Raw genomic sequence first — 26,946 nt, 5'->3', positions numbered from 1 at the left:
GACGTTATACCAGGTAATATTGTTTTTCAACTTTTAATGAAATGATTTTTTGGGGTATAACAATTATATAATTTATGTAATGAAATTCTATACATAAATACTGTTAATATTAGGTAAGCGATTTTTATCGAGTGTGTGGAGTTAATATTGTGAGTGAGGTGTTATATAAAACAGCAGGTACTTTTAATTCCCCGCTGTTTGACTATCTAATCTCTTACTTTTTAAATGCGCCAAATGGATCTTTCAGCATATTAACGATAGAGGTACCAATCCATGGAAGCTTACCCAGAGTCGCTTCAATGATTTTGTTCTCAAAGTTATTGATTGATTCTGCGGCAGCACCCAGACCTAGTTTACCCAGAGCTGAACCAAAGATACCGGCACCATTTACTTGTTCAATTTCTTGTTCTGTCAGATTTCTCATGATCATATCCTTATATTTTTCGGAGAGAAAAATTATATTAAAATTCATATTTCATTTAACTAAAGCGTTTTAATGATCTGTGCAAATTTATTTTTTGCACAGGTGTAATTTAATGGCTATCGAATATTAGTCAATGGTGTATTTATACGATCGTGTTGTTTATTTATCATCAATTATATTTATTAAGCGGAGTCTTATTTTTATTTTATATTAAATTAAGCGTTGGTTTATTTTTATCTAAAATGTCATGTGGTAATGATATTATTAGTAATGAAATTATTTTAATTATTGGGAGTTTGACTTATTGATATGGAGATTTGGGGAGGTATTTGTATAAAGCTCAAATATCATTAGCGGGTATTGTTAATAATACCCGCTTTAACTAAGAGTTAGACGATACTAATCCCAATCTGGGGCCAGCCCTTCTGGGCTTACCAGACGGTCAGAACATTCTAAACTGGCTATTTCAGCCATATCCTCTGCTGACAGGTTCAGCTGCTGAGCCAAAAGATTGCTGGCCAGATTCTCACGTTTTGTCGAAGAAGGAATCACGGCGTAACCTGATTGCATAGCCCAGGCAAGGATAACCTGTGCTGGCGTAGCTTTGTGGCGAACAGCTATATTTTTGATGATTTCATCTTGTAGTGCCTTGCCGTAAGCCAGTGTCATATAAGAGGTAATACTGATGTTATGCTTTTTGGCAAATTCAACGACTTGCTTATTTTGTAGATAAGGTGAGAGTTCAATCTGGTTAGTGGCAATATTTTTTGCACCAATGGCGTCTATCGCACTTTGCATTAGTGCAATCGTAAAATTGGATACACCAATCTGGCGAGTTAATCCCAGTTCTTTGGCTTTGACCAGCTCTGCCATATATTCAGCCACTGAGACTTCGTTGTTGGGAGAAGGCCAGTGAATTAATGTTAGATCGACATAAGAGGTTTTTAATTTTTTTAGACTGTCTTGCAGGCTGGGGATTAACTTTTCTTTACTCAGGTTAGCTATCCATATTTTTGTAGTAATAAAAAGTTCTTCGCGTTTGATGCCACTTTGACTGATAGCCGTACCAATATCAGCCTCATTTTCATAAATTTGTGCCGTATCAATAACGCGATATCCTAAATCGAGCGCATTACTGACGGAATCAATTACCACTTCATTCTGAAGGCGGAAAGTACCTAATCCGAATACAGGAATACTCATGTCTTTTTCTCTTTTGTATGATAAGGGGAATGTAATCATTTTGTTACTGTTTGATCATCATGGCAAAAAAGAGAGAGTAGAAAAAGTCACTTCGTAGCATAACTGTTTTGCTTTAACTGCAAGGATCGTTTGAGTCAAGACGATATATCAGCGGAAGTTGAATAAATAAAAAAATATCCCCATCAGTAGACAGGGATAATCATCTTGGTATCTAAATTTTTTTGTTATTGTAATAGTAGCAGTGACATGATGAACGCCGCTTTGATTACAATGGCATATGCCAGTTCGAACACCAAATTAATAATAGTGATAATAAATTCTTTTTGTTAAGTACTTCTTAATTCTTTGACAATAATAAACAGGCTAAAGTAATTCGATTTTATTGTTCACAGACAAAGTTGCAAAGTGTAAATCTTATTTTTATCTTATAATTCAAATTGATAAATTCATTATGTTTTTCTGTGCCAGATTTTTTTGGTTAAATTAAGGTGTTGTTCATTTATCAATACTGCTTTTTAATCACAAAATGTCATCCGGGTGAAAATAAATGGAAGAAATGATTGTGTAATCTAACTAAGTGTGGCTTAATGATCACCGGTTTGTAGTACAGACCTATTTATGTATAGTAATTTAAAGCAGTTCGCCATTTAGCGTTATCTTAGATATCACTTCTTCAAGAATTCCTTCTAATTAGTTCCCATAAGTAAAACTGACAAACAGACCATCAAATAATTTATGGTAATTTAATAAGAGTTAGAGGAATACACGATGTCTAATACAATGACTGGTTTAGTAAAATGGTTTAACAGCGATAAAGGTTTTGGTTTTATCTCTCCTAAAGATGGTAGCAAAGATGTATTCGTACATTATTCAGCTATTCAGGGAACAAATTTCAAAACTTTAGAAGAAGGTCAGGAAGTATCTTTCTCTATCGAGAATGGTGCTAAAGGCCCATCAGCGGTTAACGTTGTTGCTTGCTAATCAGCATTTCTGATAATTCAGTATGTAGATTGACCTGATGGCTTAACACATAACGAATTATTAATAAAAACCTGGGATATTTACCCGGGTTTTTTTATGCCTCCAATTCATCACTTCCCCCGTAGAACCTCGCCATATTGCCGCACAAAAAGACTAAAAATGGTGTTTATGGTTAGTCGATTTAGCACAACCTGTTTGTCATTGGTTTAAATATTGAGCTATGTTTAAAAAGTGAACATAATTTTGATAACAGAAAATCATCTGAAGATGAGCACGATAGGGGGAAATTGACATGATTAAAAAATTAACAATGATTTTATCGAGTCTGGTTTTAGTATTTGGTCTTTCTGCATGTGCCAGCGATTATGTAATGACGACCAATACCGGTCAAATTATCATTTCACATGGAAAACCCGTTTTAGATAAAGAGACTGGCATGACTAGTTATGTTGATCAGGATGGGAATGAGCATCAGATTAAATCTGATGAAATTTCAGAGATGGTCGAGAAGTAAAGCTTTATCATTAAGTTAGTGAATTTATATAACATCAGGGCCTCAGTATAATACTGGGGCCCTGATGTTATATAAGTAGATAATCACCTGCAGTAATTGATTATGTGATTTATAGTTATTAATGTTCTGCCAGATTGAGTTGGTGTCTTACCAGCTTGAGAGATATCAGTGAATAGGGGTCTGTTGATGAGAAAAATGATAAAGGTAGCATGTATTACATCAGGGCTATTTGTCGTTGCACTGATTCAATGGTGTTCTACTGATTCAAAAACACAAGATGTTGCTGCCATTGGTGGGCAAGGAAACCCCGCTGATACATATTGCACCAGCGTTGGTGGTAAAGTTCAGCCAAGGCAAAATGCCAAAGGCAGTTATTCAGTTTGTTCTTTTAAAGATGGCATACAGCTTGATACATGGGAACTCTATCGCGCTAATCATAAGAGTTAATATCGGCTCCTCATCATGAATATAACGATCAATTGAACTGACATCAGGGCTATACCTCAAATTTGTTATTGACTTAACCTATCGTTATATATTAATTTATACAGCGATTAAGCACATCCTCACCGAATGGCTTGATTAGATGTACTGTTAAATTGCTCGCTTCGCCCTGATCGCCATCAGGGCTTTTTCTTTTCTGCGTTCAGTTAAAGTTACCTGTATTTTGTTATTTAGGGATGGGGTAACTTATCGTGCTAAAAATCATCCGGGAAAATTGATTTCAGTAATATATGTTGGGAATTTCTCTGTAACGAGATTCTTGCGGCAGATATCTGGTAAATATCTTTTTCAACATGCTAAAGTTAAAGCGTTGGAACAGGAATCATTGTTAACAAGGGATATTTTATGAAAAAAGCCGTACTTGCATTAGCTATATTTATGAGTTTGCCAGCACTGGCTGAAGAAAGTTCAGTGGTGAAAGACAGTATTAAGAGTACTGTGTCCGGAGTGATTGCTGCGGGTAAAGATGCGCTTAGTGGTGTGAAAGATGGTGTCGATGATGGTCGTCAGTCAGGGAGTAGTATTGATGGCGCAATTATTGTGACAGATAAAGAGAGTCTGACTAAATATGTTACCGTCTCGGTTTTATCGGCGGAAAAAGTAGCGGATCAGGAGTATAAACTGACGCTGGCTTTACGTAATAATACCGATAAAATTGTTCGCCTGTCGAATCTCAATGAAAGTAAATCGCTTATTCTTATAGATAAAGATGGGTTTATTTCCTCGTTAAAAACACCGCTAACACCAGATGAATTTGATATCACGATTCCGGAAAAGGCTGGCGTTAAACAACGTTATGTTTTCGGTGGCGTTGAAGATGTTCCGGCAACATTACGTCTTTATGGTATGGATATTGCGGTACCAGCCCCTGTAACTAAGTAAACATTTCTAATTAATATTTTCAGTTTTACTATTCTGTACAGTCATGTTTCCGGCGATATTATAAAATATCGTCGGACCTTCCTGCTTTGAGTAACCATAACGATGACATTTGATCTGTTTGAACATCTTGAACCGCCAGATGTAGTTCGGGAAGAATTTGCACCAGGGGCGGTGATTTTACGTCATTTTGTTCTTCCTCAGGCGAAAGCGATACTTGCTGAGGTAGCGATAGTTGTTGAATACTCACCATTCCGCCATATGACCACGCCAGGTGGTTATGCTATGTCTGTAGCAATGACTAACTGCGGAGATTATGGGTGGGTAACGGATCATCAGGGATACCGTTATAGCGCAGAAGATCCTCTCACCGGTAAATCATGGCCGCCTATAGCACCATTACTTTACCAATTGGCTGTAGAAGCGGCGGTACAGGGTGGTTTTCCAGATTTTCAGCCAAACGTTTGTTTGATTAATCGTTATGCCATTGGTGCGAAGATGTCGTTACATCAGGATAAAGATGAAAAGAATTTTGACTATCCGATTGTTTCAATGTCATTCGGTTTACCGGCCATATTTCAATTTGGTGGATTTTCTCGCAGCGACAGTGTGCAAAGGTGTTTACTGACGCAGGGGGATGTGGTGGTTTGGGGAGGCAGTTCACGTTTGGCTTACCATGGAATTTTACCGGTAAAAGCAGGCTATCACTCGGATACGGGGGATTGTCGTATTAACCTTACTTTTAGAAAGGTTAACTAAGATTGTTTTTCCATTAGCTGAGTGAGTAATGGTAGTGATTTGAATAAACCTTTTTTAGATTGATGATGGATGTGATTTACGAAATGGCCATATTCATTTCCTGTTAACCTGACGTATATTGATTCATTGGTTACGAAAATATGCAAAAAAGCGCTAATTAACTCAAGGGTGATAATGTGTCAGATATATTCAATGCCTGGTTAAATGGATATCGGCAAATTTTTGACTATAAAGGTAGAGCGAGACGACGGGATTTTGCCAGGTTTCTGTTGCTACAGTTAGTCTTCTTTTTTGCTGCTGCCAGCGTAACCAGTATTCTGTTTGGTAACAGTGGAATAATTACTGAAACAGTTGCCAGTGTGCTAATGATGATAACAATATTAACCACCTTGTCGTATAACGTGCGTCGTTTACATGACTGTGGTCAGAGCGGATGGTGGTGTTTTGGCTATGTGATTCTTGCCGGCGTATTCATTGTTGCCTCGCTGATGCTGAGACCAACAGATGGAAGTAATCAATATGGCCCGGATCCCAGGGCTGCAACTCATTAATTTTACACTATAATAAAAGGGTAGCTTAAAGTTATCCTTTTATTACAGGTATTCCAGATGGCCGGTTTGCCCCTATTAATTTTTATTATCTTTCCTGCCGGATTGGCGTTGTTAATACGTTTTTGCTCCCGGTTGGCTGGTAAAAATGTGCGATTTTTTCCGATTTTTTTATCTCTGGTAGTTATCAGTTTTTCTCTGTCAGTGGCTTATGTGGTTTATCACTATGGTTTTCATAAAATTAACTGATAGAGATAAATAGTTATCATCAATTCTGATTTTCATATTGGAATGTGAGTAGGATAGTGTTGTGAAATTTGGGTATATAAAGTTTCAGGCTGGAGGAAGGGTGGCAAATACGCTAACCAGCGAGAGTACAATGATGCCCAGTAGGATCTCCAGTAAGGTGCAAAATACGAAATATCTCATTGCATTGTTACTTTGCTGATTCATTTTGGGCACCAGTTTATAACGGTTATACAGGGCAATCATAACCATCGCCATGACCATAAAGACTTTGATTGCGAGTAATTGTTGATAAGCAGATGACCAGTCAACTGGCCAGCGTTGCAGGATCAGTGCAGTATTGATGATGCCGGTTAAAATCACCAGAATGACAGCCAGATGACCCACCTGAGAAAATCGAATAAATGTGCCTATGGCATCCGAACGATACTGCTCAACGGATAAATAACGTAGACAAATTAATAAAGGAATAAGCGCGCCTAACCAGTATCCTCCACATATTAAATGCAATGCATGATTTACCCGATGTAACCAACCGATAGCGCCGCTATGTAGCGTAACATGACCGACAAATCCCAGTGAGATTAATAATAAGAAGGCCAATAGGGTAATTAGATTCAAACGCCAGTGGATGGGAAGGAGCAGGCAGACAGATGCAGTTAATGTAAATATAATCTGCCAGCGCCAGGCCTGACCAAATGTAGTTGAGAGCACATCAGCAATAACGCTTCCTTTAATGGTATCCGGCCAACCATCTCCCATTAATCCACTTTGTATGGCGAGTAGTCCAACTGAAGTCAACAATGCTATTAACAGGCTATAAGTTAATAATCTGCGTAAATTGTACTGAAGTGTGAGACGAAAATTGCCATGACTCAGACAACGGATAAACACGGTGATACCAAACAATAATATCACCGCGGAAAAATGCAATAATCTGAAAAATATATAGAAATTGTCCAGACTCATTAATCAGGCTTTACCATAAACTGGAACTTGCCTTTAGTTTTATGGCCATCAACAGAGACGACATGCCAGTTAACAGTATATTGACCAGCTGACAATGATGTTTTTAGAGGAGCTATCAGACGAGCGCTATTAGTCGCATCCAGAAGTAAATTATCAATAGGTATGACTTTATTATTCGAATCGAGTAACTCTATTTTGCTGAATTTTACCTCGATATTTTCCGAATACGTTAATGATATCTCTTTTGGTGAAGTTGTCAGGGAGCTTTCTGCTGCGGGCATCTGTTGTTTCAGATGGGCATGGGCCAGTACCGAGGGTGAAGTTAAACTGAATAGGATAACTAACAGGAAAGTTAATAAATGGGGCAAACGGAGAAACATAGCTAACCTCAAAGGCAAGAAACCAAATGATGGATCAAAATGTTAACATTGTTCATTTTGTCTGTATAGAATTGATAACAATTCTCATTGATTGTAAACCAAATAGTTCATAAAACTTTCCATAACTCCCCAAATAATCATTATTTATTTTTTAATATGAGTAATTCTTCGTTTTTATCTGAAATTGATTTTAATTTGGTTTTTTGTTCTTGTATTTATTTTGTTTTCATATCTTATTTGCTGGTTTGTTGGGTTTTATTTGGTTTTAAAATCTTTTAATGTGATTTGATTTTGGTTTATTTGTCTGTATATTTCTCGTTCAAGGTATCTTGATTATGATTATCCGGATAGATGTGGGGCTAAGGGTTTGTCCGGGCAAGTTTTCTGTTTGGCGGAGCGGATACGAAAATGCTTGAAAATTTTGGTGTAATAAATATCTGGACTTATGTTGTCGGTGTTATTTTCATTACATTAATACCCGGACCTAATTCTATTTTTGTACTGACCAGTAGCGCTAAACATGGAATAAAAGAAGGATATAAAGCTTCTTTTGGCGTTTTTCTGGGAGATGCCACATTGATTTTTCTGGCATTTATTGGCGTAGCCTCATTGGTCCGTACATCACCACTATTTTTTAGCATTGTTAAATATGCCGGGGCGGCCTATTTACTCTATTTGGGTGGGCGCATTCTCTATACAACCTTAATAAAAAGAGAAGGGCATACGGTAGCTGAAACACCAAAAGCGACCAAAGAGCATACTTTTAGAAAAGCGCTGCTATTAAGTTTAACTAACCCTAAAACGATTATTTTTTATGTTTCATTCTTTGTTCAGTTTGTTAGTCCTGACTATCCCAATACGGCGGTTCCTTTCTTTATTTTGGGTAGCATATTAGAAGCGTTTAGTATGTTGTATCTTTCAGTCTTGATTTTTGGTGGGGCTACACTGGCTTCTATGTTTCGCCAGCGTTATGGACTGGCTAAACTATCCAACGGATGTATCGGTACATTATTTCTGGCATTCGGACTTAAACTAGCATTAGCAAGCTCGTAATTCTAAATGGTGTATACATGCTTAATGTCAGTTCTCGTTTAAACATGGGAATTGACATTTTTTTGTTAATAAATTGAAAGTCTGCTTGAGATAAGAAAGATTAGCTGATATCAAAGATTAATGTGTTGGATAACGGGAGGTTATCCAAAATATGATCGATTTTGATACCCGATAATCAGTAAGCGAAAGGAAATCATTAGAATGAAATATAGTTTGCAGGCATTGTTAGCCATTACCGCTGTGGTTGTAACCTTTAATTTGCCAATCGCTCAGGCCGAAAGTTATCAGGTTTGTGTTGATAAATATACTGATGCCTCTGGTAATCGAACAGCATCTCTTAGTGATTGCCATGGTAATGACTATGTTATTCGTCCTCAATCCGTAAGGCCTAACTCAGTTGTTTCCGGCTCCGATCGTCGTATGTATTCTTCTGGCAGAGAACGTTCATCTGATCGTTATCAGGTTGATGAGTCTACCTATGCCAGCGATCGCTGGTGTGATGACAGTGGGTGTTACCGTATTCAAAACAAGCGTAATCTCTGCGTACTGGAAGTCACGGGTGAATTGGTTGACTGCAATTAATCGGTATTGATGAGCTGCAGTTGTAACTATCTGGCTAATAAAGGAGAGGGGTAGATGATTAAAAAAATGATTATATTAGCGATTCTCTCTTCATTTCTCGGTGGTTGTGGCAGCTTCGCCAGTCGATTTGAAGGGGGGTATCATGATGAATATTACTCCGGTGTGAAATATTCAGTACACCAGGCCGACAGAGGTTATCGGGCTTACTATCTTGATGTTCCTTTTTCTTTTATCTTCGACACTGTGATGCTACCAGCTGATATTATTCGGATAGAATCCACTCATTAATTGCTTGTAAAATGATCAGGTTACTAAGTATTTCTGGTGCTAAAAAAGATTATTTTTAGCACACTTTTATTCTCTTCCACAAAATATTGTTATGAGATTGATAAATAATTTTACTCGAATGGTGAAATTGCGGTGATATGTTTTATATTTCTCTATTTCGATCATAAAAATAATTAGATAGTTATCTTTTTGAAATATAGAAATCAATAGGTAAGAAACCAATTGAGGTTGGGGAAGTATAAGGTAATAGAGCTAATTGATATTTATTATCACTAAGTCGTTGGAACATTCGGGATTACTTTCCTTTGTATAATCAATTGAATACGTCTTATTTTATGTTCAGTAATATCATGAATACCTACAGGCTTATAGCATTCAGAACATATTGAACCATAAATATCATCAAAAGATTCCACCCGTTGGTCGGATCGAAATGATGTGTTGCCACACCTTGAGCATTGAAATTTAAAGTCAGGACACATAATCGCCCCTCAATAGGTTTAGCTAATAATTTCTTAAATAATTTATACCATATTTATTATATTAAAATAGGTGTTCTTTAGTACACTAAATTAAGATAACTGTTTCAGTTTGTGTTTTGTCTTATGTTTTAGTTATCTTTAATATGTTTATATATTATTTAAAATAAATTTGATTGTGTTTTTTTAGTTTATCTGATTATAGATATATTGTTATAAAGGTTAATTATTAGTTAACTAATATATTGTGGTGATTAAAATAATCATGTTTTATTTTCTCTGACATGCTTTTTATAGACATCATTTCTGTTTGTTTCCTCATCAAGGATCCGATAACCTGCGGGCTTGATTTCAATGAGGCCAGATACAGAACGATATGATCGGGTATAGATGGTGGGTGAGTATCCTTAGTCTGCTTCTTATTCCATTATATGGATTGGCAGCAAAATCAGAGGCAGAAAAGCCTATTAGTTTTAGTAAGGCAAAGCAACTGGCTATAAATATCCACCGTGATACCAGTCAGAGTTTTTATTGTGGCTGCTCCATTCAGTGGTTCGGCCGTAAAGGCATCCCCGATCTGGAAGAATGTGGATATCAAATTAGAAAAAATGTTGAACGGGCTGGTCGTATAGAGTGGGAGCATGTAGTGCCTGCCTGGCAGTTTGGTCATCAGCGTCAATGCTGGCAAAATGGTGGTAGAAAAAATTGCACACAAGATCCGATATATAACGTAATGGAAACCGATCTGCATAATTTACAGCCTGCCATTGGTGAAATTAACTACGATCGCTCTAATTTTCAGTTTGGTCAGTGGAATGGTCCTGCCACCCAATATGGTCAATGCCAAATGAAGGTTGATTTTAAGAACAAAACTGTGGAACCACCGGAAAGAGCGCGAGGTATGATTGCCCGAACCTATTTTTATATGCGCGATCGTTATCACTTCCGTTTGTCAAAGCAACAAACAGAATTGTTTGAGGTTTGGAATATGTTTTATCCCGTGACGGAGTGGGAATGCAAAAGGAATCAACGCATATTAAAGGTGCAGGGTAATGACAATCCATATGTCTCGAAATTATGTGAAAATGCGAGATAAAATTACTTAAATGGCTTATCGATAGTGTTTAGTTTTTACTTTTAAAAACGAAGTAACATTTTGTTTTATTAAGCTATATTAAAAAAACAAAAATAGAATATCAGTGTGTTGCATTTTCTTTTTTGTCACGTAGTTAAAAACTACTCATAGATATTTTTTGGTGGTACAATTTGGGCTGAACAATCACGATGTTGTTCCAAGTTGTTGTTATTTTTATAATTAAATTTCAAGGAAATGAATAAATGAAACCTTCCCGCGTTCTTCTTTCTTCTGTTGTTGCTTTTTCTTTACTGGCTTTAAGTGGTTGTGGTGAAAAAGAGCCTGCTAAGGCTGCGGATAATGGTTTACCAGCTGAGTGTAATGAGTATGTTAATACCATTACTACTTGTGTAAACAAACTGGGTAAAGACAACAAGGCTATGGCCGATCAGTTTAAAACTCAGATGGATGCTGCAACTGAATCCTGGAAACAAATGAGTGACAAAGAAGCTCTGAAAAACAGCTGTAAAGCTGCAATGGATGCTTTCAAACCTACTCTGTCTCAATTAGGTTGTTAATCTAATTAATACTCACGCCGTAATGATATAATTACGGCGTGGTATTGTAGAAATTAATGACTTAATAGTTCTATTAATTCCACTTTCTTCTATCTTAAATCATCATATTTTTTATCGGTTTTTATATTTCAATTATACCGATTTAAAAGTCATTCCTTTAAACGTTCGTAGGGGATTTCCCCGTTCTATCTGATGATGGAACATACGGCGTTCCGCTTTTAATTCAGCTCCAGCTTGTTGATGCAACTGTTCCAGACGATGTGCGATCAATAATATTGCCAGTCGTTTATTAGCATGTTGACTTCTTTCTGATTGAACTTTAACACTGATGCCTGTAGCAAGATGAGTTGCCCGAATTGCTGAATCAGTCTTATTAACGTGTTGTCCGCCAGGACCTGAAGCACGCAATGACTCAAATTGAATTTCACTTTCCAGGTCTGGATTGTTTTGTTCAAATCGGGCAACACCAATAAACCAATTCTTACGTCCATGGTTAGATCGATAGGGGCTATTACATATCCATAATATCGAACCGCACCAGTTATCCGCTAACTGTACTGCAGCCGTACCTCTGAGGGAAATCAGTACCGAGCGAAATCCATCGGGTTGTCTGGCGGGTTCAGTTTCCAGACATTCAACCAGCACGTTTGCCGCATTAGCCTCTTTTATTAACTGTTTTAACGCCTTGCCAACGGCCAGACAGCATTCATCTGGCCCCTGAGCAGAAGAGATCTGCAATAGTATCATTCGCTTCTCCCTCCACTGGTTTTATAGGTTAAAACGGGTTTCAGGCGAGCCAAAATTTTGATTAATCCGGCTCCAACCATGCTATCAATTACAGTCTTAATCGATTTATAAGCTTGTGGCGCTTCTTCATAGATCAGTTGACGATCCTGACAGATAACCCTACCTCCTAATTCAGTACGACTTAACTGAACCGGAGATAAACGCTCAGACAAACGGCCTTTACATTCCGTTCGCATCCATTTTCTGCCGGCACCGTGAGCCAGTGACTGAAGACTGATATCTGATGATATTGGCATGACCAGATAGCTATAGTCCCCACGTGAGCCAGGTATAATCACCGCTCCCTTATTGGCTGGGCTGGCACCTTTACGGTGTAGCCAACCATCTATGTCATTAACCTGTGCGGGTTCAACCAGATTATGGTTAATATCTAACAGGCATTCTCCGGTCGTCTTTATTTGCTCCAGCAACCGCTGGGCAATAAGGCGACGATTTAGTTCGGCAAAGCATAGCGCCTGATGATGCTCTCTCAAGTATTCTTCTGCCTCAGGAGTACCCGCTATCAGCCCGCTATGGCTAAAACGTTCAACATGATGGCGTAAAATTGCCTGACCTAATCCTCGCGATCCGCTATGAACTAACAGTTGAAGCTGTTGTGGATTCAATCCTAATTGATTGACAGCATCAGGTTGATAAACCTGATCTACCTGTTGTAGTTCTGCAAAGTGATTCCCACCACCAACGGAGCCAAGTGAATCAGAAAAAACAGAGCCCATCATTTCATCAGGGAGGTGCTGCTGTAACCATTCTGAGCTGGCAAAATCCCCCATGCGAGAGATGCTTTTTTCTAATTTATCCAGATTCGGCCGTTTGATCGGTATGGCGGTTTGCCATAGACCCATGCCGCAGCCAATATCATTACCGACTAAAGCCGGATAAAAACGGTTGACCGAAAAAAATGCTGCACCAACCGGATAACCTCTACCGGGATGCAGATCAGGCATACCTACTACCTGAACCATATCCGGCAGTGAGGCGGTGGTGTTTAATTGCTGGATCGCGTTGCTTTCGATCCAGGTGTCATCCGACGCGATATAAGAGACGCGTTCAGATAAAGGACGAATAAAATTGCCCATATACCAATCCATATATTGGAGAAAAGATAAAATCGAATTGGCAGGCCGAAGCCAGGGAGTGTAACGGGTAGGGTTAGTCCTGGATACGCCTGCAAAGGGTATTTAATTGAATTTGTTGCATGATATACCTCCTTTGTCAGTGAATAGTGGGTTGAATAAAAAACGGCGGCATCATAGACCGCCGCCTAATAAATAGCAATATCTATTATTTTTAATTTATAAGGTTATTTCTTTCCCACTAGCGTTAAAAGCGGTGAGTCAAATATTGCATCGGGAGATATGACTGTCTCATCCAGTGGAATCGATGAGCCATATCGTTCTGCCAGTTTCTTTTTCACCGGGGAGGAGGTGAGATCAAACTCTCGTAATTTTTGCAGATTGCCAATTTTTATTCCAAGCGCATTAAAATAGATTTTCCACACCAGTTCAGAACAATATTGCCTTTCATCTGACCATGAAAAGCTCAAGTCATAGGGTGCATTGGCATAGAGCTGCGCGGTTTTTTGTATCTGTTGCTGCTGTGCGGTTGTTAACGGTTGCTTGAGTCTTTTTACTACATATTTACCGTTAGTACCTCGTTCAATCCATTGATTTAACGGCGTGTATTGCACACGTTTGGAGGCTTCATACACATAAGGTTTGTTATTCCTAAACAGAATAATTCCCATATGGCTATAAGGAGAATGAGTCGCTAACTGGATAGCCTGACTTTGAGATGAACGAGAGGTGTGAAATATGATGTCGCCTGACTGTGGCTGATAACCATAGCTTTTCGGTAGAAAGATAAACAGTGACGCGACAATGATAATGGCTAATGCTGTCAGTAAGATGGGAAGTCTGGTTCTGTTCATAGCTTAACGAGGGTCAGTAAAACGATAAGTTCAGCATAACGGGGGTTAATGAAGTGAGTGTGAAGTGATTTATGGGGCTTATAACCTGCCCAATGCAGAGAAATGTTACAAATTAAATTATGCTACAACATAAGTTCCGGATAGTTTTTGGTTGATTAGCATCAGGGGGTGCTGTAGCGTGACTCACACATAGTAAGGTGTTGCTTTTAGCGGTCACAGGGATTTATGACTCTATACGATCTTAAGCCACGGTTTCAGGCCTTATTGAGACCTCTGTTAAAACGTCTTTTTCGTGCAGGTGTAACGGCTAATCAGGTTACGCTGGCTGCCTTGATAGCATCGGTTGCTATTGGCGTTCTGCTCTTCTTTTTTCCTCGTCCCGCTCTATTTCTGATTCTGCCAATATTCCTGTTTATTCGTATGGCGCTAAACGCTATTGATGGGTTATTAGCTCGGGAATATAACCAAAAATCAAAGCTGGGTGCATTGCTAAATGAAACCGGCGATGTGATCTCTGATGCCGCGCTTTATTTGCCTTTTGCGTTATTGCCGGGAGCAACGCAGTGGCTGGTTTTACTGGCGGTATTACTGTCCATTTTGACCGAATTTTGTGGTGTACTGGCTCAAACCATTGGCGCCTCCCGGCGCTATGATGGGCCAATGGGAAAAAGTGACAGAGCGCTGATTTTTGGCGCTTATGCATTGGCTATTTTTATTTGGCCGGTATGTATGGAATGGAGTTGGATACTGTTTTCTTTGGTATCTGTTTTATTAGCATGGACCTGCCTGAATCGCTGTCGCAGAGCATTGGCAGAGGTTAACTCATAGTCGGGGAGCCATAATATGAGCCCAATCTTGATTCGTGCGTTAATCATCATGTTTGCGCTGCTGATTATCGCCAGTATTACCATTCGAGTAATGTCACTGCGTTCACCGGAACGTGACTGGACAGAACTGCGTCAGAGAATTAACACCTGGTGGTGGATTGTGATTGTCTTTGCCCTGGCAATTTCTACTCCCAGGGCAATTTCGCTGACAATTTTTGCCATTATTAGCTTTCTGGCGTTAAAAGAGTATCTGACGCTAATACCAACCCGACGCACCGATCATATGCCTTTGCTATGGGCTTATATTGCGATCCCGATTCAGTATTACTGGATAGGCATTGAATGGTACAGCATGTTCCTGGTATTTATTCCGGTTTATGTGTTCCTGTTCCTGCCGATGCGGATGGTGTTGATTGGTAATAATAAGGATTTCCTCCATTCAGCTTCGATGCTGCATTGGGGAGTAATGACTACGGTGTTTGCGATTAGCCACGTAGCCTATTTGACGGTACTACCCGGAAAGCCTGAAACCGGGCCTTTATTGGTTATTTTTCTGGTGGTTTTGACGGAATGTAACGATATTGCTCAGTACTTATGGGGCAAATCATTTGGCCGCATCAAAGTGATTCCAAAAGTCAGCCCGAATAAAACGCTGGAAGGCTTAGTGGGTGGGGTGGTAACCACCATGTTCCTGGCCTGGTTACTGGGGGGAATATTAACGCCGCTAAGTGGTTGGGAATCGCTGCTGGTTGGGTTATTAATTGGTATAACCGGCTTTATTGGTGATGTGGTGATGTCCGCGGTTAAACGTGATATTGGCGTAAAAGATTCAGGTAAATTGCTGCCGGGGCACGGTGGTATTTTGGACCGTCTGGATTCATTGATTTATACCGCGCCGCTGTTTTTTCACGTTTTATATTATTTACACTATTAATTCGCGATGGAGGTCAGAATGAACCGACTATTGCGTTTGCTGTTTGTGGTGTTAATCGCCTATCCGGTAGTGTTGGCATGGTTGGGGGTTTCCGTTGCCAATCGCAAACGACTGCCGATAAAAGGGCCGGGAATTATCATTGCTAACCATAATAGTCATCTGGATTTACTAACGTTATTAACACTGTTTCCTCTATCAAAGGTGCATCTGGTACATCCGGCTGCGGCAGCTGATTATTTCCTGAAAAACCGCTGGGTGGCTTGGTTTGCTACCCGAGTGGTTGGCATTATTCCCGTTGTGCGGGGGGGCGATCCAAAACAGAGCGACCCTCTGGCTGGATGTGTTCAGGCGCTGCAGGAAGGAAAAATATTAGTTTTGTTTCCTGAAGGTACTCGTGGGGAACCTGAACGGTTATCTGAATTTAAGTCCGGGCTCTGGTATTTGTGTCAGCAATTTCCAGAGGTACCGGTAACGCCAGTATTTATGCATGGACTGGGGCGCGCTATGGGAAAAGGGCAATGGATACCTGTTCCTTTTTTTATTGACGTCTATGTTGATGAGCCTGTTTATTGTCGCTCAGACAAATCAGTCTTTATATCGGATTTAAAACAGCGATTTGAATCGCTGCAAAATAATGCACAAGGGAGAGATTCATGAGTTTAGCGCAACCTCGTACTGCGACGGAGAATTGGTTTAAAACCTCTGATGGAACGGAGTTATTCTATCGTTGCTGGCCTCAGGATGAAGGAACAGCCGATAAAGTGATTGTGCTTTTTCACCGTGGACATGAACATTCTGGTCGTTTGCAACACATCGTTGATGAATTGAATATGCCAAATGTGCCTATGTATGCGTGGGATGCCCGTGGTCATGGTAAAACAGCAGGAGAGCGGGGCTATAGTCCAAGTATAGGAACATCGGTGCGGGATGTGGATGAGTTTGTTCGCTATGTTTCTGCTGATAGTGGTGTGCCGATGGAAAACGTGATTGTGATTGCACAGAGCGTTGGTGCGGTGCTGGCAGCCACCTGGGCCCATGACTATGCTCCAAAAATTCGCGGACTGATTCTGGCTTCTCCGGCGTTTAAGGTCAAATTGTATGTTCCGTTTGCCCGGGCAGGTTTGGGGCTGATGAAGAGTTTCCGCGGTTTGTTCTATGTGAACTCTTATGTTAAAGGAAAATATCTGACTCACGATCAGGAGCGGGTTGACTCTTTTAATCAGGATCCACTGATTACCCGTGCTATTGCAGTCAATATACTATTGGAACTGTACAGCACTTCAGAACGCATCGTGGCGGATGCCTCTGCGATTACTATTCCAACTCAATTACTGATCTCCGGGGATGACTATGTGGTGCATCATAAGCCTCAGCATCAGTTCTATCAGCAATTGAATACCCCGGTTAAAGAGAAACATATTTTGAGCGGTTTTTATCACGATACACTGGGTGAGAAAGATCGCCATCTGGCATTTGATAAAATTCGGGCGTTCATCGATAAGTTATTTACTATGGCACCTCAACGCCATGATTATAGTGAAGAGGATCGCTGGAGTGCTAATGCGGACAAGTATCGTGAGTTAATGGCACCATTGCCGCATTACTCGATAAAACGTTACTATTATCATGGGCTCACCTCTGCTATGTCCTCGTTGGGGAAAGCATCAAAAGGTGTACGCCTCGGTTTTGAAACGGGTTTTGATTCGGGCAGTACTCTGGATTATGTTTATCGTAATCATCCTGAAGGCAGCAACAGCTTCGGGCGCTTCATTGATAAGCAGTATCTGAATAGCATTGGCTGGCGTGGAATTCGTCAACGTAAGGCAAATATTGAAACCTTAATTCGCCAGGCCATTAGCGACCTTAAGCAGCGTAATATGCCGGTACGTATTGTCGATATTGCTGCAGGGCACGGCCGTTATGTGTTGGATGCGATAGGGGATGCACAGGATATTGAGTCCATCCTTCTACGGGATTACAGCGAACTGAATGTGGAACAGGGCAAAAAGATGATTGCTGAGCGTCATCTGTCAGAGAAGGCAGAGTTCGTTGTGGGTAATGCTTTCGACCGTCAGAGTCTGGCTGAGCTGAATCCAAATCCAACGCTGGGAATAGTTTCCGGATTATATGAGCTATTTCCTGAGAACAAAGATGTTCAGGCTTCATTATTAGGATTAGCGGATACCATTCCTGAAGGCGGCCTACTGGTATATACCGGTCAACCCTGGCATTCGCAGCTTGAAATGATAGCCCGTTCCCTGACCAGCCATCAGAGCGGAAAACCTTGGGTGATGCGCTGTCGTACACAGGGAGAGATGGACAGTATGGTGGAACATGCCGGATTCGAGAAAAAAATTCAGTTGATTGATGACTGGGGTATTTTCAGTGTTTCAATTGCGGTGCGGGTTAAATAGTCTTTAAATAATATTTTTTCTGAGGCCCTTATTTAAGGGCCTTTTTTATTGCTTAATGCTTATTTTTAATAAGTAATGGTAATTTTTATTGTTATTTGGCTTATTAGAATTAGGTGTTTATTCATTTCAATTTATTTGTTAAGACTATTATGTGCATAACTTAACAAAAAACATTATTTTGTGAAAAAATGTTTATCTTAATGTGCTTCATGTGTTAAAAAATAAATATACAAAACGAAGATTGCTAACTTAATTAAAAGAATTATTTGTTGGTTATATTTCCCTCAAATAATAACGGATGATTATTTATATTAGATAATCATTAATATTAAATAAATAGTTAGTAACTAAGATAGATCGCATACAGCGATTTTGTATATGAAAGGAGATTTACCATGAGAGAATTAACAGTAGCAGAAATTGAATCTGTATCCGGCGCAGGAATCTTTACTGATGCTTTTCGTGATTTTGGTCAGGGGATTGGCGATGCTATTGATATCGGTAATACTCCAGGAAATAAAGGTGAATACGGTGCCGCTATTGGAAGTGCAATTGGAGCATTAGCAGACGGTGGATTGAATTTAATCAAAGGTATTGGTGATTTTGGTGTGAATAGTATTGCTCAAGTAGGCGCACCCGTTATTGATTCGGTTTTCAATGGTATTGCAGCTATTATTAAAGCGATCAATCCATTAAAAATTGGGTAATTAAATAACCAGGACTCTCACCGGGGAAATGTTTTTTATTTCCCGGTGGGGGCAAAATAATATTTTCCTTTCTCTTATTACTTTCTTTTTATGACGATGTCAATTCTGTTATTTTTCATTTTTTTCTTTAATTTTACGTAAGATATTATTGTTATAAATAATATGTACCATCTTTCATTCCTAAAGTTAAAAACAGAATATGATGCTATTGAGATGATAGCTGCGTGAAATATTTTCTGACAAAGCAAAGCGATAAACATTATCGAAAGCACTTTCTAAATCAGCGTGATTAGTTATGATAACGTCAGAACAACGCGATAAAAGCGTTGAGAATGCAAACGATAGTGCCGGATGACGGCGTATCATGGACTGAGTGCGTCGAATGAATGAACTAACGTTAAATCCTGATTCTCGCCGGCAGCTTTGGTTAAGGGCTGGTATCTGGCTGCTATTTTTAGCACCTTTCTTCTTTTTAACCTATGGACAGGTGAATCAATATACAGCAACACGGGATGATGTTGCTGTACTGGCATTTAGCTGGGAGTCATCAATTCCTTTTTGGCCATGGACCATTGTTCCTTACTGGAGCATCGATCTGTTGTATGGCATTTCACTGTTTATTTGTACTTCTCGTCGAGAGTTAATGGTGCATGGCTTGCGTCTGGCCGTTGCTTCCGTTGCCGCTTGTGTCGGTTTTTTGCTTTTTCCATTAAGATTTAGTTTTATCAGGCCAATAAGCGACGGTATGTTCGGCTGGTTGTTTCAGCAACTGGAGATGTTCGATCTTCCCTATAATCAGGCGCCATCGCTGCACATTATTTTGCTTTGGCTACTCTGGTTGCGTTTCTATCCCCATACTTCTTCAAAGTGGCGTTGGCTGTTACACGGTTGGTTTACCTTAATCGGTATCTCTGTGTTGACCACCTGGCAGCATCATTTTATTGATGTAGTTACCGGATTATTTGTTGGCATTATTATTAGTTATGCCTTGCCTGTGGCTACCCGTTGGCGCTGGCAACCAAGTCAGGATCCCTTTGCCCGGCGGTTAGCGCTTTACTATTCTTCAGCCGCCTTGGTTTTAGCCGCTCTGGCTTACTGGTTGGGAAGTGGTTTTTGGATACTGATATGGCCTGCGGTTGCATTGCTGATGGTAGCGTTAGGTTATAGCGGGTTAGGGAGTGCGATTTTTCAAAAGAATGCAGCGGGTAATATGTCTCCTTCAGCGCGTTTTCTGTTAGCGCCTTATCAAATTGGTGCATGGTGCTCATTCCGTTATTTCAGTGCTAAATACGATCGAAATAATCAGATTACGGAGGGTATCCTTCTAGGCAGTTACCCACGCCATGCGGTATCGGTAAAGGCGGTACTGGATATGACTTCAGAATGGCAAAGGAGCACTCGTATTCCTGCTGTTGCTTACATTGCCTGCCCACAGCTTGATTTACTGGCGCCGAGTGAGGAGGAACTACAGCATTCCGTACAGGCGCTCAATGAGTTATGTTCCCATGGGCAAGTGTTAGTTCATTGTGCATTGGGATTATCGCGTAGTGCGATTGTGGTGGCGGCCTGGTTGTTACAGCAGCAGCGAGTGACCAGCATTGAAGAGGCTGAAGCGATGATTCGTCAGGCTCGTCCAAAGATTATTTTTAGAGAGTCTCATCTGAAAGCCCTGAATTGCTGGGCTAAGCGTTACTTAGTTTAATAACCAGAAAGGGAACTGAATGATAACCGAGCATCCGATCGCCGGAAAAGTGTTAATCGCTACGCTGAATAGCTGGCGTTATTTTGCGGCGCTTTCTGCATTTGCCATGTTATTTGCATTGCTTATGTTATTTTTCGCTGACTATTCCGTGGTGATGCTGGCTGTTTCTTTAATGCTTGGGCTTGCATGTCACTACTATTGCTGGCGCTTGTGGATGGACTCTCACCTGTTCAATATCCTTTATCGTTTTCCCGAAAAAACTGAGATTTTTGATACGGCGATCAATATGTGCTGGGGGAAGAAAGGGGAAAATAACCGTAGTCTGGATTCTCGCTGGGCAGGTGCTCGTCAATTGCTGCATCGGGCTGGACTTTCAGTGTTGGTACAGTGGGGCGTGGTTATTCTGACGGTGTTATTTTCGGGTTTTGAGTAAATATCAGCAAGTTGATAAGTATGGATTGTTTTAATCTGTTACATTTCAAAATTGTGCTTGTCTGATATTTATCGTACAAAGAAAGTAGGGTTAATTATGTCGAAGAAATCGACAGCAGATAAAGTAAGAAGGTTTATATGGCTGGTATAAGCATTACTAAATTGTTGATCATCGGTGCGCTGATCGTTCTGTTATTTGGCACGAATAAGTTACGTACTTTAGGTAGTGATTTAGGCGCGGCAATTAAAGGTTTTAAAAAAGCGATGGATAATGATACGCCATCCACAGATGTAACCAATGAAGCTGCTCCACAGGTAGAGAATAAAAAGTAATTATCTGATTAGCCTGCTTTCCAGGTTTAATAAATGAAAAAGCGTGCAATGAACTGCACGCTTTTTTATGAAATTAATTTACTGGCTAAATACAGCAGGTTCTTAGTTCAGTTATTTTACTTCTTCACCTTTTGCTTGCATGTCGGCATGGTATGACGAGCGAACAAAAGGCCCACAGGCTGCGTGAGTGAACCCCATAGCCATGGCTTCAGCTTTCATTTCATCAAACTCAGCAGGGCTAACATAGCGCTGAACCGCGAGATGGTGGCGACTTGGCTGCAGATATTGTCCCAGAGTTAACATCGTGACGCCATGAGCGCGTAAATCACGCATGACTTCGATGATTTCCTGATTAGTTTCTCCCAGACCTACCATCAATCCTGATTTAGTTGGAATATCAGGGTGGGCTTGTTTAAAGCGTTCTAACAGCTTTAGTGACCAGCTATAGTCAGCGCCCGGACGTACCTGCCGGTAAAGACGCGGGATATTTTCCAGATTATGGTTGAACACATCTGGTGGTGTTGCGGTAAGTATGTCTAATGCCCGATCCATCCGGCCGCGGAAATCAGGGACCAGCGTTTCAATCTTAATGGTTGGGTTTTTATCACGGATAGCGCTGATACAATCAGCAAAGTGTTGTGCTCCACCATCCCGCAGATCGTCACGGTCAACTGAAGTGATAACCACATAACGTAACCCCATATCCTGTATGGTTTGCGCCAGCTTCTGTGGTTCATTAGCATCCGGTGCCATTGGGCGACCATGGGCCACATCGCAGAAAGGGCAGCGGCGAGTACAAATTGCGCCGAGAATCATAAAGGTTGCAGTGCCATGGTTAAAACATTCGGCCAGATTAGGGCAGGAAGCCTCTTCACAAACGGAATGTAATCCGTTTTTGCGCATTGCGGCTTTGATTCCCTGAATGCGGCTTGAATCTGCGGGTAACTTAATTTTCATCCATTCAGGTTTGCGTAGCATCTCCTGACGCTCAGTCTCCACCGACTTCACCGGGATTAGTGCCATTTTGTCGGCATCACGATATTTGATGCCGCGTTCCATCTGAATTGGTTTACTCATAGTCGTTAATATTCCAATAGCTTGGCTCGGGGAGTTGATAACCGAGTAATTGTGTAAATTCCTGTATCAGAACAGGATGAACATGTTCAAAGCGGACTGATTCAGCTAACTGTTTTACCTGCGTCATTTGCATACCGGCATAGCCACAGGGATTAATGCGGGTGAATGGCTCAAGGTCCATATCAATATTCAGGGCTAATCCATGTAAAGAGCAACCCCGACGGATGCGTAATCCGAGAGAACAGATCTTATCATGATTTACATAAACACCGGGAGCATCCGGGCGGGCCTTTGCCTGAATATCAAAGTGAGCCAGCGTCCTGATCACTGTCTGTTCAAGGGCGGTAACTAACTCTCTGACACCCATCTTTTTTCGCTTCAGATCAATCATGATATACATCACTTGCTGGCCTGGCCCGTGATAGGTGACCTGGCCCCCGCGATCGCTCTGAATTACAGGAATATCACCGGCAGCCAGAACGTGCTCGGCTTTGCCGGCCTGACCCTGAGTAAATACTCGCGGATGCTGGACCAACCATAGCTCATCAGATGTCGTACTTTCTCTACGATCGGTAAAGGCATGCATCGCCTGAGATACGGGCAAATAGGGCTGTACCCCAAGTTGACGTAATATAATGGTGTCTTGTTGCAAGGAGGTCATCATAACGTTGCAAAAATGGTAAAAACATTATACCCACCGTTTCAGGAGACCACCAGACGAAATCGGAAGATTCAGTCTTTTAAAGCAATAGGAGAGAGCCACTCTATTGAAGTGTTGGATATCATTGATGTTAATACGACACCAATCAGGTGCCGATTTCGCTCATTATCATCCAGCCAACGCCATACCGGTCGGTGAGCATGCCAAAACCACTGGACCAGAAAGTGCGTTGAAAAGGCAAGTTAACCTTTCCCCCGGAAGCGAGTGACTTAAACAAGCGTTCAGCATCGATCTTACTGTCCGCTTTCAGAGAGAGGCTAAAACCGTTGAATTCAGGATGTATGCGGTCACACTGACCATCCGAAGCCATAAATTGAGAATGGCCTACGCTGACGTTGGCATGCATAATCTTATCTTTCCATTCATCGGGAACCGGGGTAAGTAGCGCGTCGGGCGATTCGCTGTAACGCATGATCATGGTGATTCTGGCACCAATGCTACGCTGGTAAAACTGCAATGCCTCTTCACAGTTACCGGCAAAAAACAGATAAGGTTGGACTTCCATCATATAGCCTCTCTCTTAATAATCGGAAGTAAAACGGTCGATGGTTTTCCTTATTTCAAGAATAGTGTCGACGACCCAGTTCTGCCACTGGCAGCTGAAGTAGCCATAACAAGATATTTAACAGAGTAATAAAACACTTAATCTGAAGGCGGAGGGAAATCGTCACGAAGGGTTACACAATGGATTATTTAGACCAATAAAAAACGGACAGAAGAAATCTGTCCGTTTTATTTATTACGTATTTTTGTTGGCTAATTACAGCACCATACGCACAATTTCGATATCACCCAGCTCTTCATATAGCGTTTCTACTTGCTCAATATGCGTTGCGTTAATAGTGATAGAGACGGAGTGGTAGTTTCCTTTGCTACTGGGTTTAACCTGAGGGTTATAATCGCCAGGCGCATGGCGTTGTACCACTTCCACTACCTGGTCGACCAGCTCAGGTTGTGCCTGGCCCATCACTTTATAAGTAAAAGAACATGGGAACTCGAGCAGTTCATTCAGTTTCGTTTTCATGGTTGCTCCAACAAAAATTAAAAAAGAGTATGGCCTATAAAAATTATAGCTCCCACAGTGAGGGGAGCTATCGATCATCAGGCTTATTTATTAAATGGGGCCTGAAATTTGTTTTTCAAGGGGACTAGCCAAACCAGCGATGGAACAGCAATTTGATATGATCAACCATGCGACCAAAGAAACCGCCTTCCTGTACTTCGTTTAATACCACCAATGGACGTTGTTCGATGGTCTTGCCATCCAGTTGGAAATTAATGGTACCAACCGCCTGTCCTTTCGCCAGAGGGGCATTAATTTCACTGTTAGTCAGCGTATAACTGGCCTTCAGATCGTTAAGACGTCCGCGAGGGATGGTTAATGAGGCATTTTTATCGACGCCTAATTGAACGCGATCGGTATCACCGAACCAGACAGGTTCTGAAGCAAACTCTTTACCTACCTGTAGAGGAGTAACGGTTTCAAAGAAACGGAAACCCCAGGTCAGCAGTTTTTTACTTTCAGCTTCACGGCCTTTAAAGGTACGTCCACCCATAACCACCGAGATTAAACGCATATTGCCTTCGGTGGCAGAAGCCACCAGATTATAACCTGCCGCTGAAGTATGGCCGGTTTTTATACCGTCAACATTCAGGCTGGTATCCCACAGTAAACCATTACGGTTTGGCTGTTTGATATTGTTGAAGTAGTACTCTTTCTCTTTATATACCGCATACTCTTCCGGTACATCACGAATCAGCGCCTGACCGATGATGGCCATGTCTCTGGCTGAGCTAAACTGACCGGCAGCATCTAAACCATGTACGGTACCAAAGTGGGTATTTTGTAATCCCAGCGCCTTTACGTAGTTGTTCATGATATTAACGAAAGCATCCTGACTGCCGGCGACATGTTCAGCCATGGCTACACAAGCATCATTTCCTGATTGAATAATAATGCCGCGATTAAGTTCAGAAACTTTAACCTGAGTACCAGGTTGTAAAAACATCAGAGAAGAACCTTTAAATACTGGGTTTCCAGTAGCCCAGGCTTCCTTACTGATGGTGACATTATCATTCAGGCTGATTTTTCCCGCTTTAATGCTTTGACCGATAACATAACTGGTCATCATTTTAGTCAGGCTGGCTGGGTCCCTGCGGGTATCCGCATTCATTTCTGCCAGTACCTTACCTGAGTTATAGTCCATCAGGATATAGGCTTCAGCATCAATTTGCGGAACGGCTGGAATGATAGTAGTAAGATTTACATCATCAGCTTTAACGACGGAAGTCGTACCCAGAGCGATGAATGCGCCCAAAGTCAGACTTTTGAGCAGAGTATGGCGAAATGGTTTTGTAGATAGCGTCTGTTTCATAAGCGGGACAACAATATCCGTAGAAAGTTAATAACGGCCACAGTATAACAGGTGGCCAACCAAGGGGCACCCAACGCGTGTTGTTTTATGGGTATCCGGTGCCGCTGAATTTTTCCATGTCTGTGAGACGAAGAGGTGACGACTCGCTTATTAGCGCGCTGCCACCAAAATAATACTATTAGGCTGTCCCTGGCTTGCTAAACGTTGTTGCAATTCTTGAGCTTGTTCTCTGGTACTGAAAGGGCCTAACTGGATACGATAGTACGCTCCGCCATCAGACACCATTCCAGGTACGTTCAGTTGACTGCTTAATCTTTTTTGTACTTCAATGGCTCTCTGGCGGTCATTCACTGCACTAACCTGAACCAGAAAACCGGTAGATGTTGCGTTGACCGATTGCGCATTATCCCTGTCGGGAGAGGCTGGCACACTGACGGTTGAATTTGGCGTCGCGGGAATATTTACCCTTTCAGCCTGGCTTGGTGCACTGAGCAATACATTATGGTTATTATCTGCGGGGGTAGGTATTGCTATCCGATTGTCCGGTTGTGCAGGAATATTTACGCGCACTTCTTGCTGAGCGCTCAGGCTTTGTTGGGGAGTAGATATCACCTGATTGCCAATTAATGGACGACTCTGGAGCTCATAAGAGCGCTTTGCAACGGTTGAACCGATAGTTCCCGGGCCTGATAGTTGACCGTTTGGTGACACAACGATCGCATCCAGTCTCACTTTAGTCTGGCCGGTAATATTCAGGCGATCGGCAGCAGCTTTGGATAAATCGATGACCCGGCCTTTGGTAAAGGGACCACGATCGTTCACGCGTACTACTAATTGACGACCATTACTTAAATTAGTCACACGTACATAACTGGGAAGAGGCAGAGTAGGATGAGCTGCACTTAACTCGTAGGCATCAAAGATTTCGCCGGTTGCCGTTTTATTTCCATGTAGCTCCTGACCATACCAGCTTGCCAGACCCTCTTCGCTAAAGTTTTCAGGCTGAGTGATAATACGGTAGCTTTTTCCTCTCACCTTATAATCTTTCATCGTGCCAATATTATAAGGTTCATAACGGGGTTCTACACCGCTAATTTCAGTTGCCGGTCCGGAATGAGGTAAAGGTGGCAATGTTGGTGTTTTAGGTGGGGGAGGCGTTGACTCACAAGCCGCCAGCATGAAACCCATTGCACAAATCCATAGCCACTGTTTACGCATCAACTCGTCC

32 protein-coding genes are annotated in these 26,946 nt (G+C 41.2%); 19 read left to right on the top strand and 13 right to left on the bottom strand.

All coding sequences use genetic code 11. The annotated features are described in order from the left end of the window. Window positions 1–214 precede the first annotated feature (214 nt). On the bottom strand, window positions 215–424 hold the full coding sequence (locus tag EKN56_RS11125) for a hypothetical protein (RefSeq protein WP_130591843.1): 210 nt from the start codon (window positions 422–424) through the stop codon (window positions 215–217). Window positions 425–823: 399 nt separating this feature from the next. Beyond that, window positions 824–1,627, bottom strand: a complete 804-nt coding sequence (gene dkgB, locus EKN56_RS11120) for a 2,5-didehydrogluconate reductase DkgB (protein ID WP_130591842.1) — start codon at window positions 1,625–1,627, stop codon at window positions 824–826. Window positions 1,628–2,395: 768 nt separating this feature from the next. On the opposite strand from dkgB, the gene cspE reads away from it, so the two are divergent. From cspE to EKN56_RS11090, 6 genes are all read left to right on the top strand, one after another. Next, window positions 2,396–2,608 carry a transcription antiterminator/RNA stability regulator CspE gene (gene cspE / locus EKN56_RS11115; RefSeq protein ID WP_108899827.1) on the top strand — a complete coding sequence of 71 codons (213 nt, stop codon included), beginning with the start codon at window positions 2,396–2,398 and terminating at the stop codon, window positions 2,606–2,608. 295 nt (window positions 2,609–2,903) lie between these two features. Beyond that, on the top strand, window positions 2,904–3,122 hold the full coding sequence (locus tag EKN56_RS11110; RefSeq protein ID WP_130593676.1) for a YgdI/YgdR family lipoprotein: 219 nt from the start codon (window positions 2,904–2,906) through the stop codon (window positions 3,120–3,122). A gap of 186 nt (window positions 3,123–3,308) precedes the next feature. Then, window positions 3,309–3,569 (top strand): putative hemolysin, encoded by a 261-nt coding sequence (locus EKN56_RS11105; protein ID WP_130591841.1) that lies wholly within the window; start codon window positions 3,309–3,311, stop codon window positions 3,567–3,569. A 402-nt stretch (window positions 3,570–3,971) separates the two neighbouring features. After that, window positions 3,972–4,508 carry a hypothetical protein gene (locus tag EKN56_RS11100; RefSeq protein ID WP_130591840.1) on the top strand — a complete coding sequence of 179 codons (537 nt, stop codon included), beginning with the start codon at window positions 3,972–3,974 and terminating at the stop codon, window positions 4,506–4,508. Window positions 4,509–4,610: 102 nt separating this feature from the next. Continuing rightward, window positions 4,611–5,264 carry a DNA oxidative demethylase AlkB gene (gene alkB, locus EKN56_RS11095; protein WP_130591839.1) on the top strand — a complete coding sequence of 218 codons (654 nt, stop codon included), beginning with the start codon at window positions 4,611–4,613 and terminating at the stop codon, window positions 5,262–5,264. Window positions 5,265–5,440: 176 nt separating this feature from the next. Then, window positions 5,441–5,815, top strand: coding sequence for a DUF805 domain-containing protein (locus EKN56_RS11090; RefSeq protein ID WP_130591838.1), 375 nt, complete (start codon window positions 5,441–5,443; stop codon window positions 5,813–5,815). 330 nt (window positions 5,816–6,145) lie between these two features. On the opposite strand, the gene copD is transcribed toward EKN56_RS11090, so the two are convergent. Both copD and copC read right to left on the bottom strand, forming a co-directional pair. Continuing rightward, the gene (gene copD / locus EKN56_RS11085; protein ID WP_130591837.1) at window positions 6,146–7,027 is read right to left on the bottom strand and encodes a copper homeostasis membrane protein CopD; all 882 of its coding nucleotides are present in this window, start codon (window positions 7,025–7,027) and stop codon (window positions 6,146–6,148) included. Continuing rightward, window positions 7,027–7,407, bottom strand: coding sequence for a copper homeostasis periplasmic binding protein CopC (copC, locus tag EKN56_RS11080; protein ID WP_130591836.1), 381 nt, complete (start codon window positions 7,405–7,407; stop codon window positions 7,027–7,029). Before copC ends, copD begins: the two co-directional genes overlap by 1 nt. Window positions 7,408–7,815: 408 nt before the next feature. On the opposite strand from copC, the gene leuE reads away from it, so the two are divergent. From leuE to EKN56_RS11055, 5 genes are all read left to right on the top strand, one after another. Then, entirely contained in the window at window positions 7,816–8,460 is a 645-nt protein-coding gene (leuE, locus tag EKN56_RS11075) for a leucine efflux protein LeuE (RefSeq protein WP_130591835.1), read from the top strand. 201 nt (window positions 8,461–8,661) lie between these two features. Continuing rightward, window positions 8,662–9,042, top strand: coding sequence for a hypothetical protein (locus EKN56_RS11070; protein ID WP_130591834.1), 381 nt, complete (start codon window positions 8,662–8,664; stop codon window positions 9,040–9,042). A gap of 54 nt (window positions 9,043–9,096) precedes the next feature. Continuing rightward, window positions 9,097–9,330 (top strand): YceK/YidQ family lipoprotein, encoded by a 234-nt coding sequence (locus EKN56_RS11065; protein WP_130593675.1) that lies wholly within the window; start codon window positions 9,097–9,099, stop codon window positions 9,328–9,330. Window positions 9,331–10,221: 891 nt separating this feature from the next. Then, window positions 10,222–10,905: a deoxyribonuclease I gene (endA, locus tag EKN56_RS11060; protein ID WP_407656553.1), complete on the top strand. Its 684-nt coding sequence runs from the start codon at window positions 10,222–10,224 to the stop codon at window positions 10,903–10,905. Between the two features lie 242 nt (window positions 10,906–11,147). After that, the gene (locus tag EKN56_RS11055; protein WP_130591832.1) at window positions 11,148–11,462 is read left to right on the top strand and encodes a hypothetical protein; all 315 of its coding nucleotides are present in this window, start codon (window positions 11,148–11,150) and stop codon (window positions 11,460–11,462) included. A gap of 132 nt (window positions 11,463–11,594) precedes the next feature. Here the strand turns inward: EKN56_RS11055 and prfH are convergent, their stop codons facing one another. The 3 genes from prfH to EKN56_RS11040 form a co-directional block, all read right to left on the bottom strand. Continuing rightward, a complete protein-coding gene (gene prfH / locus EKN56_RS11050) occupies window positions 11,595–12,209 on the bottom strand; it encodes a peptide chain release factor H (RefSeq protein ID WP_130591831.1) in 615 nt (204 codons plus the stop codon). Further along, entirely contained in the window at window positions 12,206–13,345 is a 1,140-nt protein-coding gene (locus tag EKN56_RS11045; protein WP_130591830.1) for an RNA ligase RtcB family protein, read from the bottom strand. The genes prfH and EKN56_RS11045 overlap by 4 nt, the downstream gene beginning before the upstream one ends. A 224-nt stretch (window positions 13,346–13,569) precedes the next feature. After that, entirely contained in the window at window positions 13,570–14,196 is a 627-nt protein-coding gene (locus tag EKN56_RS11040; RefSeq protein WP_130591829.1) for a YiiX family permuted papain-like enzyme, read from the bottom strand. A gap of 225 nt (window positions 14,197–14,421) precedes the next feature. Between EKN56_RS11040 and EKN56_RS11035 the strand changes: the two genes are divergently transcribed. The 8 genes from EKN56_RS11035 (at window position 14,422) to tatA (ending at window position 21,545) form a co-directional block, all read left to right on the top strand. Next, window positions 14,422–15,024: a CDP-alcohol phosphatidyltransferase family protein gene (locus EKN56_RS11035; protein WP_130591828.1), complete on the top strand. Its 603-nt coding sequence runs from the start codon at window positions 14,422–14,424 to the stop codon at window positions 15,022–15,024. Window positions 15,025–15,039: 15 nt separating this feature from the next. After that, complete coding sequence (locus EKN56_RS11030; protein ID WP_130591827.1) at window positions 15,040–15,957, top strand: phosphatidate cytidylyltransferase; 918 nt, start codon at window positions 15,040–15,042, stop codon at window positions 15,955–15,957. An 18-nt stretch (window positions 15,958–15,975) separates the two neighbouring features. Continuing rightward, window positions 15,976–16,614: a lysophospholipid acyltransferase family protein gene (locus tag EKN56_RS11025; RefSeq protein WP_130591826.1), complete on the top strand. Its 639-nt coding sequence runs from the start codon at window positions 15,976–15,978 to the stop codon at window positions 16,612–16,614. Next, the gene (locus tag EKN56_RS11020) at window positions 16,611–18,371 is read left to right on the top strand and encodes a bifunctional alpha/beta hydrolase/class I SAM-dependent methyltransferase (protein ID WP_130591825.1); all 1,761 of its coding nucleotides are present in this window, start codon (window positions 16,611–16,613) and stop codon (window positions 18,369–18,371) included. The genes EKN56_RS11025 and EKN56_RS11020 overlap by 4 nt, the downstream gene beginning before the upstream one ends. A gap of 395 nt (window positions 18,372–18,766) precedes the next feature. After that, window positions 18,767–19,078, top strand: a complete 312-nt coding sequence (locus EKN56_RS11015; RefSeq protein WP_130591824.1) for a hypothetical protein — start codon at window positions 18,767–18,769, stop codon at window positions 19,076–19,078. 382 nt (window positions 19,079–19,460) lie between these two features. Beyond that, window positions 19,461–20,780 carry a phosphatase PAP2/dual specificity phosphatase family protein gene (locus EKN56_RS11010; protein ID WP_130591823.1) on the top strand — a complete coding sequence of 440 codons (1,320 nt, stop codon included), beginning with the start codon at window positions 19,461–19,463 and terminating at the stop codon, window positions 20,778–20,780. Window positions 20,781–20,799: 19 nt separating this feature from the next. Continuing rightward, window positions 20,800–21,213, top strand: a complete 414-nt coding sequence (locus tag EKN56_RS11005; RefSeq protein ID WP_130591822.1) for a hypothetical protein — start codon at window positions 20,800–20,802, stop codon at window positions 21,211–21,213. A 137-nt stretch (window positions 21,214–21,350) separates the two neighbouring features. Then, window positions 21,351–21,545: a Sec-independent protein translocase subunit TatA gene (gene tatA / locus EKN56_RS11000; RefSeq protein WP_130591821.1), complete on the top strand. Its 195-nt coding sequence runs from the start codon at window positions 21,351–21,353 to the stop codon at window positions 21,543–21,545. 111 nt (window positions 21,546–21,656) lie between these two features. On the opposite strand, the gene lipA is transcribed toward tatA, so the two are convergent. The 6 genes from lipA to rlpA form a co-directional block, all read right to left on the bottom strand. After that, window positions 21,657–22,622 carry a lipoyl synthase gene (gene lipA, locus EKN56_RS10995; protein WP_130591820.1) on the bottom strand — a complete coding sequence of 322 codons (966 nt, stop codon included), beginning with the start codon at window positions 22,620–22,622 and terminating at the stop codon, window positions 21,657–21,659. Beyond that, window positions 22,615–23,286 (bottom strand): lipoyl(octanoyl) transferase LipB, encoded by a 672-nt coding sequence (gene lipB, locus EKN56_RS10990; protein ID WP_130591819.1) that lies wholly within the window; start codon window positions 23,284–23,286, stop codon window positions 22,615–22,617. The genes lipA and lipB overlap by 8 nt, the downstream gene beginning before the upstream one ends. A 142-nt stretch (window positions 23,287–23,428) precedes the next feature. Further along, on the bottom strand, window positions 23,429–23,851 hold the full coding sequence (locus tag EKN56_RS10985; RefSeq protein WP_246019807.1) for a VOC family protein: 423 nt from the start codon (window positions 23,849–23,851) through the stop codon (window positions 23,429–23,431). 252 nt (window positions 23,852–24,103) lie between these two features. Then, window positions 24,104–24,367: a DUF493 family protein YbeD gene (gene ybeD / locus EKN56_RS10980; protein WP_130591818.1), complete on the bottom strand. Its 264-nt coding sequence runs from the start codon at window positions 24,365–24,367 to the stop codon at window positions 24,104–24,106. Between the two features lie 124 nt (window positions 24,368–24,491). Continuing rightward, a complete protein-coding gene (gene dacA / locus EKN56_RS10975) occupies window positions 24,492–25,718 on the bottom strand; it encodes a D-alanyl-D-alanine carboxypeptidase DacA (protein WP_130591817.1) in 1,227 nt (408 codons plus the stop codon). A gap of 150 nt (window positions 25,719–25,868) precedes the next feature. After that, window positions 25,869–26,936 (bottom strand): endolytic peptidoglycan transglycosylase RlpA, encoded by a 1,068-nt coding sequence (gene rlpA, locus EKN56_RS10970; protein ID WP_130591816.1) that lies wholly within the window; start codon window positions 26,934–26,936, stop codon window positions 25,869–25,871. Window positions 26,937–26,946: the final 10 nt, after the last annotated feature.

This window comes from Limnobaculum zhutongyuii, assembly GCF_004295645.1.
Classification (GTDB): Bacteria; Pseudomonadota; Gammaproteobacteria; order Enterobacterales; family Enterobacteriaceae; genus Limnobaculum; species Limnobaculum zhutongyuii.
Note: the sequence above shows the minus strand (reverse complement) of the source record. Positions and strands in the feature narration are given on the sequence as shown.

Excerpts from the sequence above, each read along its gene's own strand:
- EKN56_RS11125 (WP_130591843.1), bottom strand. The coding sequence starts at position 424 with ATGAGAAATCTGACAGAACAAGAAATTGAACAAGTAAATGGTGCCGGT.
- dkgB (WP_130591842.1), bottom strand. The coding sequence starts at position 1,627 with ATGAGTATTCCTGTATTCGGATTAGGTACTTTCCGCCTTCAGAATGAA.
- cspE (WP_108899827.1), top strand. The coding sequence starts at position 2,396 with ATGTCTAATACAATGACTGGTTTAGTAAAATGGTTTAACAGCGATAAA.
- EKN56_RS11105 (WP_130591841.1), top strand. The coding sequence starts at position 3,309 with ATGAGAAAAATGATAAAGGTAGCATGTATTACATCAGGGCTATTTGTC.
- EKN56_RS11100 (WP_130591840.1), top strand. The coding sequence starts at position 3,972 with ATGAAAAAAGCCGTACTTGCATTAGCTATATTTATGAGTTTGCCAGCA.
- alkB (WP_130591839.1), top strand. The coding sequence starts at position 4,611 with ATGACATTTGATCTGTTTGAACATCTTGAACCGCCAGATGTAGTTCGG.
- copD (WP_130591837.1), bottom strand. The coding sequence starts at position 7,027 with ATGAGTCTGGACAATTTCTATATATTTTTCAGATTATTGCATTTTTCC.
- copC (WP_130591836.1), bottom strand. The coding sequence starts at position 7,407 with ATGTTTCTCCGTTTGCCCCATTTATTAACTTTCCTGTTAGTTATCCTA.
- leuE (WP_130591835.1), top strand. The coding sequence starts at position 7,816 with ATGCTTGAAAATTTTGGTGTAATAAATATCTGGACTTATGTTGTCGGT.
- EKN56_RS11070 (WP_130591834.1), top strand. The coding sequence starts at position 8,662 with ATGAAATATAGTTTGCAGGCATTGTTAGCCATTACCGCTGTGGTTGTA.
- EKN56_RS11065 (WP_130593675.1), top strand. The coding sequence starts at position 9,097 with ATGATTAAAAAAATGATTATATTAGCGATTCTCTCTTCATTTCTCGGT.
- EKN56_RS11055 (WP_130591832.1), top strand. The coding sequence starts at position 11,148 with ATGAAACCTTCCCGCGTTCTTCTTTCTTCTGTTGTTGCTTTTTCTTTA.
- prfH (WP_130591831.1), bottom strand. The coding sequence starts at position 12,209 with ATGATACTATTGCAGATCTCTTCTGCTCAGGGGCCAGATGAATGCTGT.
- EKN56_RS11045 (WP_130591830.1), bottom strand. The coding sequence starts at position 13,345 with ATGGGCAATTTTATTCGTCCTTTATCTGAACGCGTCTCTTATATCGCG.
- EKN56_RS11040 (WP_130591829.1), bottom strand. The coding sequence starts at position 14,196 with ATGAACAGAACCAGACTTCCCATCTTACTGACAGCATTAGCCATTATC.
- EKN56_RS11035 (WP_130591828.1), top strand. The coding sequence starts at position 14,422 with ATGACTCTATACGATCTTAAGCCACGGTTTCAGGCCTTATTGAGACCT.
- EKN56_RS11030 (WP_130591827.1), top strand. The coding sequence starts at position 15,040 with ATGAGCCCAATCTTGATTCGTGCGTTAATCATCATGTTTGCGCTGCTG.
- EKN56_RS11025 (WP_130591826.1), top strand. The coding sequence starts at position 15,976 with ATGAACCGACTATTGCGTTTGCTGTTTGTGGTGTTAATCGCCTATCCG.
- EKN56_RS11020 (WP_130591825.1), top strand. The coding sequence starts at position 16,611 with ATGAGTTTAGCGCAACCTCGTACTGCGACGGAGAATTGGTTTAAAACC.
- EKN56_RS11015 (WP_130591824.1), top strand. The coding sequence starts at position 18,767 with ATGAGAGAATTAACAGTAGCAGAAATTGAATCTGTATCCGGCGCAGGA.
- EKN56_RS11010 (WP_130591823.1), top strand. The coding sequence starts at position 19,461 with ATGAATGAACTAACGTTAAATCCTGATTCTCGCCGGCAGCTTTGGTTA.
- EKN56_RS11005 (WP_130591822.1), top strand. The coding sequence starts at position 20,800 with ATGATAACCGAGCATCCGATCGCCGGAAAAGTGTTAATCGCTACGCTG.
- tatA (WP_130591821.1), top strand. The coding sequence starts at position 21,351 with ATGGCTGGTATAAGCATTACTAAATTGTTGATCATCGGTGCGCTGATC.
- lipA (WP_130591820.1), bottom strand. The coding sequence starts at position 22,622 with ATGAGTAAACCAATTCAGATGGAACGCGGCATCAAATATCGTGATGCC.
- lipB (WP_130591819.1), bottom strand. The coding sequence starts at position 23,286 with ATGATGACCTCCTTGCAACAAGACACCATTATATTACGTCAACTTGGG.
- EKN56_RS10985 (WP_246019807.1), bottom strand. The coding sequence starts at position 23,851 with ATGATGGAAGTCCAACCTTATCTGTTTTTTGCCGGTAACTGTGAAGAG.
- ybeD (WP_130591818.1), bottom strand. The coding sequence starts at position 24,367 with ATGAAAACGAAACTGAATGAACTGCTCGAGTTCCCATGTTCTTTTACT.
- dacA (WP_130591817.1), bottom strand. The coding sequence starts at position 25,718 with ATGAAACAGACGCTATCTACAAAACCATTTCGCCATACTCTGCTCAAA.
- rlpA (WP_130591816.1), bottom strand. The coding sequence starts at position 26,936 with ATGCGTAAACAGTGGCTATGGATTTGTGCAATGGGTTTCATGCTGGCG.